General features: G+C 60.1%; 12 protein-coding genes and 6 tRNA genes. 8 read left to right on the top strand and 10 right to left on the bottom strand.

Going from position 1 to position 14,164, the window contains the following annotated elements:
• Positions 1–12: 12 nt before the first annotated feature.
• Positions 13–1,854: a poly(3-hydroxyalkanoate) polymerase subunit PhaC gene (phaC, locus tag ASD03_RS13610; protein ID WP_025426878.1), complete on the bottom strand. Its 1,842-nt coding sequence runs from the start codon at positions 1,852–1,854 to the stop codon at positions 13–15.
• A 109-nt stretch (positions 1,855–1,963) separates the two neighbouring features.
• Between phaC and ASD03_RS13605 the strand changes: the two genes are divergently transcribed.
• The 4 genes from ASD03_RS13605 (at position 1,964) to recJ (ending at position 6,949) form a co-directional block, all read left to right on the top strand.
• Positions 1,964–2,272 (top strand): hypothetical protein, encoded by a 309-nt coding sequence (locus tag ASD03_RS13605; protein WP_025426879.1) that lies wholly within the window; start codon positions 1,964–1,966, stop codon positions 2,270–2,272.
• Positions 2,273–2,396: 124 nt separating this feature from the next.
• Positions 2,397–3,614 (top strand): LL-diaminopimelate aminotransferase, encoded by a 1,218-nt coding sequence (locus ASD03_RS13600; protein ID WP_025426880.1) that lies wholly within the window; start codon positions 2,397–2,399, stop codon positions 3,612–3,614.
• Positions 3,615–3,697: 83 nt separating this feature from the next.
• On the top strand, positions 3,698–5,020 hold the full coding sequence (locus ASD03_RS13595) for a homoserine dehydrogenase (RefSeq protein WP_025426881.1): 1,323 nt from the start codon (positions 3,698–3,700) through the stop codon (positions 5,018–5,020).
• Between the two features lie 126 nt (positions 5,021–5,146).
• Positions 5,147–6,949 (top strand): single-stranded-DNA-specific exonuclease RecJ, encoded by a 1,803-nt coding sequence (recJ, locus tag ASD03_RS13590; protein ID WP_057205021.1) that lies wholly within the window; start codon positions 5,147–5,149, stop codon positions 6,947–6,949.
• Between the two features lie 207 nt (positions 6,950–7,156).
• Here recJ and ASD03_RS13585 read toward each other — a convergent pair.
• The 8 genes from ASD03_RS13585 to ASD03_RS13550 form a co-directional block, all read right to left on the bottom strand.
• Positions 7,157–7,231: transfer RNA gene (locus tag ASD03_RS13585), tRNA-Glu, on the bottom strand.
• An 18-nt stretch (positions 7,232–7,249) separates the two neighbouring features.
• A tRNA-Glu gene (locus ASD03_RS13580) sits at positions 7,250–7,321 on the bottom strand.
• Positions 7,322–7,518: 197 nt separating this feature from the next.
• Positions 7,519–7,593, bottom strand: a tRNA-Glu gene (locus ASD03_RS13575).
• 26 nt (positions 7,594–7,619) lie between these two features.
• A tRNA-Glu gene (locus tag ASD03_RS13570) sits at positions 7,620–7,694 on the bottom strand.
• Between the two features lie 209 nt (positions 7,695–7,903).
• Positions 7,904–7,978, bottom strand: a tRNA-Glu gene (locus ASD03_RS13565).
• Between the two features lie 21 nt (positions 7,979–7,999).
• Positions 8,000–8,074, bottom strand: a tRNA-Glu gene (locus ASD03_RS13560).
• Between the two features lie 136 nt (positions 8,075–8,210).
• On the bottom strand, positions 8,211–9,620 hold the full coding sequence (locus tag ASD03_RS13555; RefSeq protein WP_057214177.1) for a YcbK family protein: 1,410 nt from the start codon (positions 9,618–9,620) through the stop codon (positions 8,211–8,213).
• 400 nt (positions 9,621–10,020) lie between these two features.
• Complete coding sequence (locus tag ASD03_RS13550; RefSeq protein ID WP_025426884.1) at positions 10,021–10,461, bottom strand: VOC family protein; 441 nt, start codon at positions 10,459–10,461, stop codon at positions 10,021–10,023.
• Between the two features lie 197 nt (positions 10,462–10,658).
• Here ASD03_RS13550 and ASD03_RS13545 point away from each other — a divergent pair, with 197 nt between their 5' ends.
• The 3 genes from ASD03_RS13545 (at position 10,659) to ASD03_RS13535 (ending at position 12,526) form a co-directional block, all read left to right on the top strand.
• Positions 10,659–11,237 carry a cold-shock protein gene (locus ASD03_RS13545; protein WP_025426885.1) on the top strand — a complete coding sequence of 193 codons (579 nt, stop codon included), beginning with the start codon at positions 10,659–10,661 and terminating at the stop codon, positions 11,235–11,237.
• On the top strand, positions 11,237–11,719 hold the full coding sequence (locus ASD03_RS13540) for a DUF192 domain-containing protein (RefSeq protein ID WP_025426886.1): 483 nt from the start codon (positions 11,237–11,239) through the stop codon (positions 11,717–11,719). The genes ASD03_RS13545 and ASD03_RS13540 overlap by 1 nt, the downstream gene beginning before the upstream one ends.
• Positions 11,720–11,878: 159 nt before the next feature.
• A complete protein-coding gene (locus ASD03_RS13535; protein ID WP_057214173.1) occupies positions 11,879–12,526 on the top strand; it encodes an outer membrane protein in 648 nt (215 codons plus the stop codon).
• Positions 12,527–12,632: 106 nt separating this feature from the next.
• Here ASD03_RS13535 and ASD03_RS13530 read toward each other — a convergent pair whose 3' ends face one another.
• Entirely contained in the window at positions 12,633–13,259 is a 627-nt protein-coding gene (locus tag ASD03_RS13530; RefSeq protein ID WP_057205010.1) for a DUF1062 domain-containing protein, read from the bottom strand.
• A 535-nt stretch (positions 13,260–13,794) separates the two neighbouring features.
• Here ASD03_RS13530 and ASD03_RS13525 point away from each other — a divergent pair.
• Positions 13,795–14,148: a metalloregulator ArsR/SmtB family transcription factor gene (locus ASD03_RS13525; protein ID WP_025426889.1), complete on the top strand. Its 354-nt coding sequence runs from the start codon at positions 13,795–13,797 to the stop codon at positions 14,146–14,148.
• Positions 14,149–14,164 lie beyond the last annotated feature (16 nt).

The following is a 14,164-nucleotide window of genomic DNA, read 5'->3' as shown; positions in this document are numbered from 1 at the left end:
TTCACACTTTGGTCAGGCGCGGGCGCGCACATAGGAGCCGGGCGCCTCTTCCAGCGTGTTGAGCGTGCCGCCGGGCTTGCGCGCGGGCACGCGCTTCTTGTCCAGCTTTTCGATCCACTGATGCCAGTGCGGCCACCAGGACCCGGGGGTCTCCGTGGCCGTTTTGACCCAATCGTCGAACTCTCCCTTGGGAGGACCGCCGGTCCAGAACTGGTACTTGCCCTTGTCCGGTGGGTTCACGACGCCGGCGATGTGGCCCGAGCCGGAAAGCACGTATGTGACCTTGCCACCGAAGGAGGAACTGCCGAGGAAAACGGAGCGCGGCGGAGCGATATGGTCTTCCTTGGTTGCCAGGTTGTAGATCGGGATCTTGACGTCACCCAGCGATACCTGCTTGCCGGCCAGCATCATCTCGCCCTTCGACAGACGGTTTTCCAGGTAGCAGTTGCGCAGGTAGAACGAATGGTTGGCCGCCGGCATCCGGGTCGAATCGGAATTCCAGTAGAGCAGGTCGAAGGGCAGGGGCTCCTGCCCCTTGAGGTAGTTGTTGACGAAGTAGGGCCAGATCAGTTCGGAGGCGCGCAGCATGTTGAACGCGGTCGCCATTTTCGAGCCGTCGAGATAGCCGGCCACCCGCATGTTGGCTTCCATCTGGCTGATCTGGTCTTCGTCGACGAAGACCTTGAGATCACCGGCGTGAGTGAAGTCGACCTGGGTGGTAAACAGCGTTGCCGAGCGGATGCGCTCGTCGCCCTCTGCGGCATGGAGCGCCAGTGTTGCGGCCAATAGCGTTCCACCGACGCAATAGCCGATGGCATTCACGTCCCGTTCGCCGGTCGCCTGTTCGACGGTGTCGAGCGCAAAGCCGATGCCTTCGCGGGCATAGGCTTCCCAATCCTTGGCCGCATGCCGCTCGTCCGGATTGACCCAGGAGATGACGAACACCGTGTGTCCCTGATCGACCGCCCACTTGATGTAGGATTTCTGCGGGTTGAGGTCGAGCACGTAGAACTTGTTGATCCAGGGCGGGCAGATCAACAGCGGACGCTTGAGCACCGTTTCCGTCGAGGCCTCGTACTGGATCACCTGGCAGACGTCGCTCTGCGCGACCACCTTGCCGGGGGTGATCGCGATGTTTTCGCCGATCGCGAATTTGCTGGTATCGGTCTGGCGCATCCTGAGATCGCCGCGACCGGCCACCACGTCCTCGGCAAACATTTGCATGCCCTTGACGAGATTGGCGCCGCTCGTCGCAACCGTTTCCCGGTAGAGCTGAGGGTTGGTGGTGACGAAATTGGTCGGAGAGAGCGCACTCGAAATCTGCCTGACGTAAAAGGCAGCCTTGTGTTTGGTGTGGTCGTCCAGCCCTTCCGCGTCGCGCACCATCTTGTCAGCCCAGTCCGACGTGATGAAATAGGCCTGCCGGACGAAATCGAAGAACGGGTTTTTTACCCAGTCCTCGTCGGCGAAGCGCTTGTCGGTGCGCTGCAAGCTCACGGGATCGGTGGCGACAACATCACCGGACATGCGATGCAAGGTTCGAGACCACATCTCGAAGAAACTGCCCATCAGATGGGTCTGGGCTTCGAGCGTCCGGCGTGGATCGGAAAGCCAATACTCGGAAACCCTGGAGAGGGTTTTGACCATGTCGGTGACAGGTTCGGAGAAGACGTCGGATTTTTCGCCGGTTTCGCGCGGCGCAAGCCAGGCTGAGGCCGCCTTGCCGAGCTGCTCCATTGCGCGGGCAAGGTTGACCGCGAGGCCTTCGGGATCCTTGACGATGTAGGGTTCAACGGACTTCGGGTCGAAGCCAGCAAAGCCGTCCTTGCCTTCGGCATTCCTGTCTGCTGTCACCCGGTTTCCTCCACAGCATCTTGTTTGTTTTGTATTTTTACATTCTGCCCGAAAATGATTACAAGGGCTAGCGCATCGTCGCGCCACGAAAACAGAGGTCTTTGCCAGTATGCTCGCCGTCGGAAAACAGCGCTCCATCACCTGGGTTGCCGGGATCATTCTCCTCGGCACGCTTGCGGGCTGCAACAGCCAGAAGACCGATTTCGAAAATTATCCCTCCGTCTACGGTCAGAAGCCTGCGGCAACGCAGCAGATGACCAATCAGGAAGCCGCCGATATGCAGGCGCGGCTGTCCGCGCTCGGTGCCGCGCGCAAATCCGGCTCCATCTCCGAAGCGGAGTATCAGCGTCGCATGAAGGAAATGCGAAAGCTTGCCGAAGACCACGGCTCCGACACGTTGAAACAGATCACGAATTAGCACTTGCGTTTCAGGTGATTTGGACGCAAAGCGTTCAATGGCCGCAATGACGGCCGTTCACCAAAGCGCATGTTTTCGCGACGGCCAACCGCTGGCGGATACGTGCGCCAAACGAGGTTTGGAGATGGAAGAGTTTCACAAAGTCCGGCGTTTGCCGCCTTATGTTTTCGAACAGGTCAACCGTTTGAAAGCAAGCGCGCGAGCGGCCGGTGCTGACATCATCGACCTCGGCATGGGCAATCCGGATCTTCCCACTCCGCAGTCGATTGTCGACAAGCTCTGCGAGGCCGTTCAGGACCCGCGCACGCATCGTTATTCGTCGTCGAAGGGCATTCCCGGGCTGCGTCGTGCCCAGGCCGCCTATTACGCCCGCCGCTTCGGCGTCAAACTGAACCCGGACACGCAGGTCGTCGCCACCCTTGGCTCCAAGGAAGGCTTTGCCAACATGGCTCAGGCGATCACCGCGCCGGGCGACGTGATCCTGTGCCCTAATCCGACCTATCCGATCCATGCCTTCGGCTTTCTGATGGCCGGTGGCGTCATCCGCTCGATCTCGGTCGAGCCGGACGACACATTCTTCGGGCCGCTGGAGCGCGCCGTTCGCCATTCGATCCCGAAGCCGCTGGCGCTGATCCTCAATTACCCGTCGAACCCGACGGCGCAGGTTGCGACGCTCGATTTCTATAAGGAAGTCGTGGCATTCGCGAAGAAGCACGACATCATCGTCTTGTCGGATCTGGCCTATTCGGAAATCTACTTCAACGATGCGCCGCCACCATCCGTGCTCGAGGTGCCGGGCGCGATCGACATCGCGGTCGAGTTCACCTCGATGTCGAAGACGTTTTCCATGCCCGGTTGGCGCATGGGCTTTGCCGTCGGCAACGAGCGGTTGATCGCGGCGCTGACGCGCGTGAAGTCTTATCTCGACTATGGTGCGTTCACGCCGATCCAGGTTGCCGCCACCCAGGCACTTAACGGTGACGGCAGCGACATCGCCGAGGTCCGCAACATCTACAAGCGCCGTCGCGACGTGATGGTCGAAAGCTTCGGCAAGGCCGGCTTCGACGTGCCGCCGCCGGCAGCCACGATGTTTGCCTGGGCCAAGATCCCGGAGAAGTTCCGTCATCTCGGATCGCTCGAATTCTCAAAGCTGCTTGTAGAGAAGGCCGATGTGGCCGTAGCGCCGGGCATCGGCTTCGGCGAGCAGGGTGACGACTATGTGCGTCTGGCGCTCGTCGAAAACGAGCACCGCATTCGTCAGGCGGCACGCAATATCAAGAAGTTCCTGTCCACGGCTGACGAGACGATGCACAACGTCATCTCGCTGAACGCGCATCGGTAAAAGACGGGGGCGTGCCAGGCGCGCGCCCCTACCGCAACGGCCCCGCCGTTCTGGCGGGGACCCTCACATGTTAGGAAATGGCTATGGCAGATGCCCTCAAAATTGGCATTGCGGGCTTGGGTACCGTCGGTGCCTCGCTCGTGCGAATCCTCCAGGATCGTCACGAGATGCTGGCAACGACATGTGGCAGGGCAATCGAAATTACAGCCGTAACGGCGCGTGACCGCTCCAGGGATCGTGGAGTCGATCTGTCGAAGACCACCTGGTTCGACGATGCCGTCTCGCTCGCTGCCAATGCCGATATCGATGTCTTCATCGAATTGATGGGCGGTTCCGGCGACCCGGCCTATGCTGCGGTCAAGACGGCGCTCGGCCGTGGTATCCATGTCGTCACCGCCAACAAGGCGTTGCTGGCAGCACATGGCATCGAGCTTGCGGCCATTGCCGAGAACAACGGCGCGCTGCTCAACTACGAAGCTGCCGTTGCTGGCGGCATTCCCGTCATCAAGGCGCTGCGCGAATCCATGACCGGCAACACGATCTCGCGCGTCTACGGGATCATGAACGGCACCTGCAACTACATCCTGACGAAGATGGAGAAGGAGGGTCTGTCCTTCGAGGCCTGCCTGAAGGAAGCCCAGAGGCTCGGCTATGCTGAGGCCGACCCGGCCTTCGACATCGAAGGCAACGATACCGCCCACAAGCTATCGATCCTGACGAGCCTTGCCTTCGGCACGGCGATTGCGGCCGACGACATCTATCTCGAAGGCATCACCAATATCTCCATCGACGATATCAATGCCGCGGCCGATCTCGGATACCGGATCAAGCTTCTCGGGGTCGCCCAGCGCACCGAAAGCGGCATCGAGCAGCGCGTACATCCAACGATGGTTCCCTATGATTCGGTGATCGCTCAGGTCGATGGCGTCACCAATGCGGTCGCGATCGAATCCGATATTCTCGGCGAGCTGCTGATGGTCGGTCCGGGTGCCGGCGGCAACGCGACGGCGTCGGCCGTTCTCGGCGACGTCGCCGATATCGCCAAGAGCCGCCCTGGCGCCCAGCATGTGCCCGCATTTGGTCGTCCGACCAATGCGCTGCTGCCTTACAAGCGCGCGCAGATCCAGAGCCACGAAGGCGGCTACTTCATCCGCCTGAAGGTCGTCGATCGCACAGGCGTCTTTGCGAGCATTGCTTCGCGCATGGCCGAAAACGGCATTTCGCTGGAATCGATCATGCAGCATTCCAAGCACCCGAAGGAATCGGACGAGCCGCAGACGATCATTTTGGTGACGCACGCGACCGCCGAGCATTCGGTGCGCGATGCGATCGTCGCGATCAAGAGCGAGGGCTATCTGGTCGGCGAGCCGCAGGTGATCCGCATCGAGCGGCCGAAGGCAGCCTAGCTCAAGGTGCAAAGCTGTTGAGAACGGGCCCCATCGACCATTGGCGTCGGTGGGGCCTTTTTCATGCCGGGTTTTGCGTGCGCGCATTGTTCGCTAATAACGAAGAGATTGAGGCAGGTGGACAGCATGGAAGAACCGGTAGACCCGATACAGCGAGCTTTTCTGGGCGTCGAGCGATCGATCAGCGGTCAGCGCTGGGTCTCTCGTCTCGACCAGGCCGGGCAGAACCGCGCGCTGGCGATCAGCCAGGTTCATGGCTATTCCGATCTCATTGGACGCGTGCTGGCCGGCCGTGGCGTTTCGCTCGACGATGCCGCGACCTTCCTCGACCCGACGCTTCGCTCGCTGATGCCGGACCCCGACACCTTGACCGACTGCCGCAAAGCGGCAGAGCGCCTGTCGCTGGCAATATCCAGGCGCGAGAAGGTAGTGGTCTTCGGCGACTACGACGTCGATGGCGCTGCATCCTCGGCGCTGATGGCGCGCTTCCTCGAACATTTCGGGCTCGAGGTCGAGATCTACATCCCCGATCGCATCTTTGAAGGCTATGGCCCCAACCCACAGGCGATCGAACAGTTGATCGATAACGGGGCCAGGCTCATCGTCACCGTCGACTGTGGCTCGACCAGCCATGAATCGCTCGCTGTCGCGGCCCAACGCGGTATCGACGTCGTCGTCATCGACCATCACCAGGTCGGCTCGACGTTGCCGCCATGCCATGCACTGGTCAATCCCAACCGCGAGGACGATCTCTCCGGCCAGGGGCACCTTTGCGCTGCCGGCGTCGTCTATCTCGTTCTCGTCAATGCCGTGCGGGTGCTGCGCGCCGCTGGTGATGCGCGCGTTGGGACTTTCGATCTACTGGCGCAACTCGATCTCGTGGCACTCGCAACCGTTTGTGATGTGGTGCCGCTGAAGGGGCTCAATCGCGCCTATGTGGTCAAGGGGCTGATTGCAGCCCGGCATATGGGCAATGTCGGGCTGGCCGCGCTGTTGCGCAAGGCGGCGATCGGCGGTCCCGTGACGCCATATCATCTCGGCTTTCTGGTCGGGCCACGCATCAATGCGGGCGGGCGCATCGGGGACGCGGCGCTTGGCAGCCGCCTGTTGACGATGGACGATAGTGCTGCGGCTGAAACGATTGCGGCACGGCTCGACGAGCTCAACCGCGAGCGGCAGGCGATGGAAGCGGCGATGTTGGCCGAGGCCGAGGCCGAGGTTCTGGCTGAGTACGGCACGGGCGAGGGCGCCTCCGTCATTGTGACGGCGCGGGAGAACTGGCACCCCGGTATCGTCGGGCTGATCGCGGCGAGAATAAAAGAGAAATTCCGTCGCCCGACCTTTGCCATTGCCTTCGATCCGAATGGTCGCGGCACCGGATCGGGTCGGTCGATTGCTGGTTTCGACATGGGAAAGATGGTTCGTGCCGCCGTCGACGGCGGATTGTTGGTGAAAGGCGGCGGCCACGCCATGGCCGCAGGCCTGACGGTCGAGCGGGCAAAGCTCGGCCGGTTGCGCCAATTCTTTGAGGAGAAGGCTGAAGCAGCCGTGCGGGACCTCGTTGCGGTGCAGACGCTGAAGGTGGACGGCGCGCTCGGCGCGTCTGGCGCAACGCTGGAACTGATCGATCTGCTGGAGCAGGCCGGCCCCTACGGCTCCGCCCATCCGCAGCCGGTCTTCGCCTTCCCCCTGCATCGGCTGCGCGACTGCCGCCAGGTTGGAGCCAACCACATCAAGGTGACCCTCGAAGGGCAAGACGGCAGCCGCCTCGAAGGTATCGCCTTTCGGGCCGTGGAGACGCCGCTCGGCGACTTCCTGTTCGCCAGCCGTGGCGCATCCATTCATGTTGCGGGTTCGGTTTCGGCCGATCTTTGGCAAGGCCAGCGGCGCGTGCAGTTGCGTGTAAGCGACGCTGCCAAGGCAATGTAGCCGGCAGCCTGAATCTATATTCCGTCAAGCTCTGCGGTGCCGCTTGGAATGCATGACTATCTGCCGGGATCGAGTCCAGTCATCTCCTGTGAACCTGCGTCAGAGACGGGGCAGAAGTACTCCGCGCCACGGGACGGAGCATGACTATTTTTGGTCCTGCGAAGACGTGCAGGCCGAACATCAACAATGTCGAGGGGAAGGTCACAGTGGCACGCCCTAGGGGAGTCGAACCCCTCTTCCCAGAATGAAAATCTGGTGTCCTAACCGATAGACGAAGGGCGCACTTGCTGTGTGGGCGTCTNCGCCCTAGGGGAGTCGAACCCCTCTTCCCAGAATGAAAATCTGGTGTCCTAACCGATAGACGAAGGGCGCACTTGCTGTGTGGGCGTCTTATAGTCAGCGCTTTTGCCGGCTGCAAGCGCTAATGTCAGGATTTTTGAGGTTTTTCTGGGGAAAATGCAGGAAAAATCAACGGCTAAGAACATGGCGCAGATGCCTGAAGCCGAGGGGCATGGGTCGATGCAATCGGCGCCAAAACGGAAACGAATGTGCTGGGGAGGGGATCACAGTGGCACGCCCTAGGGGAGTCGAACCCCTCTTCCCAGAATGAAAATCTGGTGTCCTAACCGATAGACGAAGGGCGCACTTGCTGTGTGGGCGCCNGTCACAGTGGCACGCCCTAGGGGAGTCGAACCCCTCTTCCCAGAATGAAAATCTGGTGTCCTAACCGATAGACGAAGGGCGCACTTGCTGTGTGGGCGCCTTATAGGCAGCGCCTTTGCAGACTGCAAGCGTGAATCTGAAAATTCGTGTGCTTTTCCCGTGAAAAAGAAACGGAAAAATCTGCACCCGTTCGGCGTGCATGTGCGCATCGCATATTCGAGCGCACGCTGAATTCTCGGCAAGAAACTGCCGATCACCAATAACAAAATCATCTGAAGGGGAGGGTCACAGTGGCACGCCCTAGGGGAGTCGAACCCCTCTTCCCAGAATGAAAATCTGGTGTCCTAACCGATAGACGAAGGGCGCACTTGCTGTGTGGGCNCACAGTGGCACGCCCTAGGGGAGTCGAACCCCTCTTCCCAGAATGAAAATCTGGTGTCCTAACCGATAGACGAAGGGCGCACTTGCTGTGTGGGCGTCTTATAGTCAGGCGATTTGATTACCGCAAGCGGCAATTTTCATTTTTCTGTAAAAAATGCAAAAGCCGGAAAAGATGGACGGATCCTGCGGATTAGCTCATGGAAACAAGGGCTTGCCTTCAGCCCTTGCCGCGGCGGCAGCGCCAGTTCCAATCGCGCTGGGCGCCGATGTCGATATGAACCGATTCCGTGTGGCAGTAGGTTCCAACGCCACCGCGCCCGGGAATGCTGCGCAGGAAATCTGCCAACTCCCACTTGCTGACGCCCTTCACCTGGATGTCTGCCGCCTCGCAGCGCGTATGGAGGGATTGCTTTGCGCGGTTGACCTTGATCGGGCGCAGGCCCGAAGTCACCATCACTTGGCGGCCGTAATGCGTTTCAACCTGTTTGAGCATCTGCATCAGCTCCGGCTTGAAGCAGCCGGCCTCGACCTTTTCGGTCTGCAGGATAAGGCCGCTTGGTGCCAGACGGGCCAAGCCGGAAAGGGAGGCGACCTGAACCGGTGCGTCCTCTTCGTCCGCCGCGTGGTCTTCATGCGCCACGCTGAACAGCGGGCTCATCTTGACGCCGGGCAGGCCCTGATAGGCGAGCGAGGCCATCTGCGGCTGGCTGGCGTTGCTGGTGGTGATGGTTTTTTTCTCAGCCGGCTGCGCTGCGCGCGCCGTTTCCTGCTGCTGTTTCTCCTTGCGTTTTCCCGCAAACAGGCTCGCAAGCGTCCAGGTCTTCGGTACTTCCTTGGAGCCGCTTTCGCTGGCCTTGGCGTTCGGCGTGGCCGTGGCGGCCTGGGTCGCCACGTCTGTTGCCGCCTGCGCCTGCTCAACAGCTTGTACGGGCTGAAGCACGCGCGATGTCTTGCCGCCGAGGGCGGCTTGCGCGCTCAAGGGCAGCGGTACCGAGGCGGGAAGAGTAGCGCCTTCCGGGGCGGCATAGGCCATCACTGCTGTATCGGACGGGGCGCCGGAAGTCTCATTCGATGCGCCTTGCTGCGGCTGGATGATCGGCTGGGGTTGCGGCTGAGGCTGAGGCTGAGGCTGAGGCTGGATTTGCCCCTGTCCTTGGCTGCCGCTGAAGAGGCTGTTCGTCGTTGCGTTCATGCTCGGCTGGGCAGCGCCTGTGGCCGGGACGGAGCCCGTCGCCTGCGGCTGTGCGCCCGCCATCGCCGCTTGACCGGCCGCGGCCGGAGCCTGGCCATAGATGCTCGATGAGGCCGCACGCAGGCCCGTGCTCTGCATGGTCAGCGGCCCACCCTGTTGCGCGGGGGCCTGACCCGGCGCGAGAGCGCTATTGCCTTGGGATGCCTGCGGGTTGCTGCCAACCGCCGACACTTGAGCGTCGCGAACGGTCGCGCCGGTCTGGGGCGAATCGGCGACCTGCAGAGCGTCTTGCGCTTCCTCTACCTTCAACGCATTTGCTGCTTCGCTATCAGCGACGGCAGACACGCAGCCGCTCAACGCGAACAGCGAAACGGATATCGCGGCTGCGCGGCTGAAAGTTGCCAGCAGCGCTCCCCTTGTTTCCCGATGTTGCAACGTCCTATCCCCGCTCTCCGTGCATGATCGGCGAGATCGTCGCCTTTCCATGCATTAAGTCTCAGTTCCGAAACATCGCCCAGAACAAACAAACACGAATTTCGCGCGGCGACCAATCGGATCGCCGCGGGAAGGATTAGGCCAAATACAGTTAGGGGCGTCGCCACGAGACATCGCGGATAGAACCCCGTATCAACGTTTCGCGCGGAAAGTTACTGAACGATACGTGATTTGTAAACTGGCGCTAACCTTGAGCCCACATGCGCCAAGCATGCGAAGGCCCGGTGTCGATGCCGGGCCCCGGATCATTCGTCAATTCAACGGATCCGCGACTCGACTGTGCCAAGCCGAAACTCCCGGCTGCAGACGTCAATCATCGGCGGCCAGAATTGCGCGAGGCTTACCAGGCGCCGGTGTTGGCCATGGACGCCCAGGGCTCCTGCGCCGCCAGGTTCTCGCCCTTCTGCAGGATCTCGATCGAAATACCGTCGGGTGAGCGCACAAAGGCCATGTGCCCATCGCGTGGCGGGCGGTTAATGGTTACGCCGTTGTCCATCAGGTGCTGGCAGAAGCCATAAATGTCATCCACCTCATAGGCCAGGTGACCGAAGTTGCGACCGCCTGTATAATCTTCGCTGTCCCAATTGTAGGTGAGTTCGAGGCACGGCGAGAGTTCGCCCTTTGCCCGGTCGAGATCGCCTGGGGCGGCCAGGAAGACAAGCGTGAAGCGGCCCTTCTCGTTCTCGTAGCGACGGATTTCGCTGAGGCCGAAAAGCGTGCAATAGAAGTTCAAGGCCTCGTCCAGATTTTTGACGCGAACCATCGTGTGCAGATAACGCATTGCAATGTCCCTGTTTCGAAGAAGATGGCGTATACTTATCTGCCAGCAAGCCAGAGGCAAGGCTGCGTCCCTACATTGGATCCAGGCCAAAATACGCCGAGGGTCTTGCGCACCAGCGGCGGGACGATGTTATTCTGGTCAATAAGAATCAGTTAACCGTAGTCGGTAGTCGCGCGTAAACGAGGGGCTGGGAGAGAATGGCGGATAGGACATCTTCAAAAGACGTCATGCATGATGACGACTTTGGCAGCGACGCCCTCGACCTCGTCGAAATCACCGGCGTGATCAAATGGTTCGATGTCGCCAAGGGGTTTGGCTTCATCGTGCCTGATAACGGCATGCAGGATGTGCTGGTGCACGTGACCTGCCTGCGGCGCGACGGCTATCAGACGGTGCTCGAAGGGGCCCGCGTCGTGGCTCTCATCCAGAAGCGCGACCGTGGCTACCAGGCCTTCCGCATTCTGTCGATGGATCAGTCGACGGCCATTCATCCCTCGCAACTGCCGCCGATCAGAACCCACGTGCAGGTAACGCCGACGAGCGGCCTCGAACGTGTCTTGGTCAAGTGGTTCAACCGGACCAAGGGCTTCGGCTTCTTGACGCGCGGCGAGGGCACGGAGGATATCTTCGTTCATATGGAAACGTTGCGCCGTTTCGGTCTGACGGAACTGCGCCCCGGCCAAGTGGTTCTCGTGCGCTTCGGCGACGGTGAAAAGGGCTTGATGGCGGCCGAGATCCATCCCGATGGCCCAACACCGACAAGCCGTTCGCACTGATGTCGATGGCTCGAACCTTTTCTGCAAGAAGCGCCGCCACGGCGCTTTTTTTGTCGGCGCTACTGTTTGCAGCCTTTGCGCTAGCGGAAGCGCAATTCACCAGCGACCGGATGCGGCTGGTGACGGCCGACAACAAGATCCATGAGTTCACGGTCGAGCTTGCCATCGATGCCGATCAGCGGGAGCAGGGGCTGATGTTTCGGCGCTCAATGGCACCCGATCACGGAATGTTGTTCGATTTCGGTGATACCCGTCGGGTGATGATGTGGATGAAGAACACCTATCTGGCGCTCGACATGCTGTTCATCGACAAGAGCGGTACTGTGCGGACGATCCATCAGGATGCCGTGCCGTTTTCCGAGGCGATCATCGATTCGCGTGAGCCGGTGGCCTATGTGCTGGAACTCAATGCCGGAACCGTCAAACGGCTCGGCATCAAGCCGGGTGATCGGCTGGAAGGCGCTCGTATCGTCGGTAACTGATGATGCAGGGCACGGTGTCCGACGTGGCCCGGTTGACGGTTTCCAACCAGCTGATTTAAAAGCGCAATTCATTATTCTTGCACTGCAGCGAGCCTTTTCGGCAGACGCGCCCTACATAAGTTGGTAGTCTTTCTATCGGACCAACAGGAGGCATCTGTGATGATCAGGCATGTGCTTGTTGCAATCATTGCTGCGGCCGCCTTCGCGCCCGCGGCATCGGCCGCCGATCTGACCGAAAACCTCGAGCCGGCGCCCCTCGTGGAAGCAGCGCCTACCTTTGTCTGGACCGGCGGTTATGTCGGTCTACAGGGTGGTGGCGGCTGGCTTAATGGCGATTTCAGTACGCCGGGCGGAAGCGCTTCACAGGATTTCAATGGCGGCCTTCTCGGTGCCTTCGCCGGCTTCAACTACCAACAAGGCGATTGGGTCTACGGTATCGAAGGCGATGTCAGCTATAACTGGAACGACAAGACCTTCGATATCTTCGGCGCCTCTCCGGAAGCCGGAACCGATGTATCCGGTTCCGTCCGCGGCCGTCTGGGTTACGTCGTCAACGACAAGGCACTTGTCTATGCGACCAGCGGCTGGGCGATTACGCGCGGCTTTGTCGATGTGCCTGGGGCTTCCAAGGAAAAGGAAACCATCAATGGCTGGACGATCGGTGCCGGTGTCGACTACGCCTTCACCGACAGCCTGTTCGGTCGGGCCGAATATCGCTACAACGACTATGGCGACAAGGATGTCGGCGGCTACAACGTCGATTTCGACCAGCATCAATTCACCGTCGGCATCGGCGTAAAGTTCTAAAGATTGTGAATGCGAGGAGAGGGCGCCGATGGCACGGAGCCCTCTTTGCTGTCGTCATCGTGCTCTTCACGCTTTGATCGGGGCCGAGACCCCAGCCAATCTTCGGCTAAGGCCCGGCGCGGCTGAGGATTGCATTACGATCGGCTTCGCCGGCAAGATCGATGGTGATGCGCATTTCATCCTTCACCGGTCGCCGTAGAGCGTTCTTGCCCGATGGTGCTGTGGAGAGGCGGCCTGCCTCTTCAAGTATGGCGATACGCTTGCGTGATAGGCCGAGTTCCATGGATAGCAACCGCTCCGTTCGCAGCGATGTTTTCATCGCCAGGTCAAGAACGATCTCCAGAGGCGGGGATGATTCGGCGGCCGGGTTCAGAATCGTCTTTTGCACATGAACCTCGGAAAACTCCTCGATCTGCCCCGCATCCCGGCGCAACCCGTCGAGATCGAAAGAGACCTTCTCGATCCAGGCTTCGTCATTGGTCTGAAGCGCGTTGAGCGTGTGCGGATCGATATCGCGGATGTGGCGGCGTTCGAAGATGGGGCGGTTCCAGGTGCTGTCGCAACTGCAGCAGCGATAGATCAGCCAGGCATCCAGCCGCCGACCATTGGCATTGAGCCGTGTCTTGCCGCTCGGCTCGAATGGACGTGCTGCTCGGCAACGGTTGCAGGCGAGCCAGGGACGCGGCGCGATTTTGGGTTTGATGGTCCACTGGACCAGGTATGTGTGAGACATGTCGTCTGGTTCTTCCGATTGGAAGTCCATCAAGACGACGGTTTGAGCACCCGTTCAGGGGACGCGGTCTGGCAGCGTTGTTGGTGATGGTTCGATCCGCACAAGCAATTGTGCGGCGACAGGTCGGCAATGCCATTCCGGTCTCGAACCGTCACCTCGACGAACGCATTGAGTTGCGATCCGACAGCGACGATCGCTATCGGGCGTACGTGGTGAAACAAGCGAGACCGGGGTTTACAAAGGCAAAGCGGAACTCCAGGAAAAGGCAGCGCAATTTGTTGCGCAACCGTCCTAGCCGAATATTGTTGCTACGGGAAGTAGTAGTATTTGTGATAGTCGCGTTTTTGGATTTGTCGTGGGCGTGTGAGGACGAGTTTCTCTGATTGAGTTTTTCTATGTGCCGTCGGACACCGGATGACCCAGTCGGGAAGGCCGGGCTGTCGTGCCGGCATAGAAATTCTTGTTAAGAGGTACTAGGCGCTCAAAGTTCGAAGAACGCGTTGACTCGTATCCATATATCCAATAGGTTGGATATATGGATAACTTGGAAGCCATCACTGCGCTGGGCGCACTCGCACAGAGCACTCGTCTGGACACGTTCCGGCTGCTCGTCAAACATGAGCCTGACGGGCTGCCCGTTGGCGAGTTGGCGAAGATCGTCGACGTGCCGCAAAACACCATGTCTGCGCATCTCAAAACGCTGACACAGGCTGGCTTGATCTCCGGTGAGCGCCACAGCCGTTCAATCATCTACCGTGCAAAGCTCGATGTGTTCCGCGAACTGACACTGTTCCTGATCAAGGACTGCTGTGGCGGCAATGCGGAGATTTGCACCCCTTTGATTGCCGAACTCATGCCGTGCTGCCCACCCGTGGGAGTGAGCGCATGACTGGCTTTATTTTTCT

Source organism: Ensifer sp. Root127 (assembly GCF_001425225.1).
Classification (GTDB): Bacteria; Pseudomonadota; Alphaproteobacteria; order Rhizobiales; family Rhizobiaceae; genus Ensifer; species Ensifer canadensis.
This window is presented reverse-complemented; position numbering and strand designations above follow the sequence as displayed.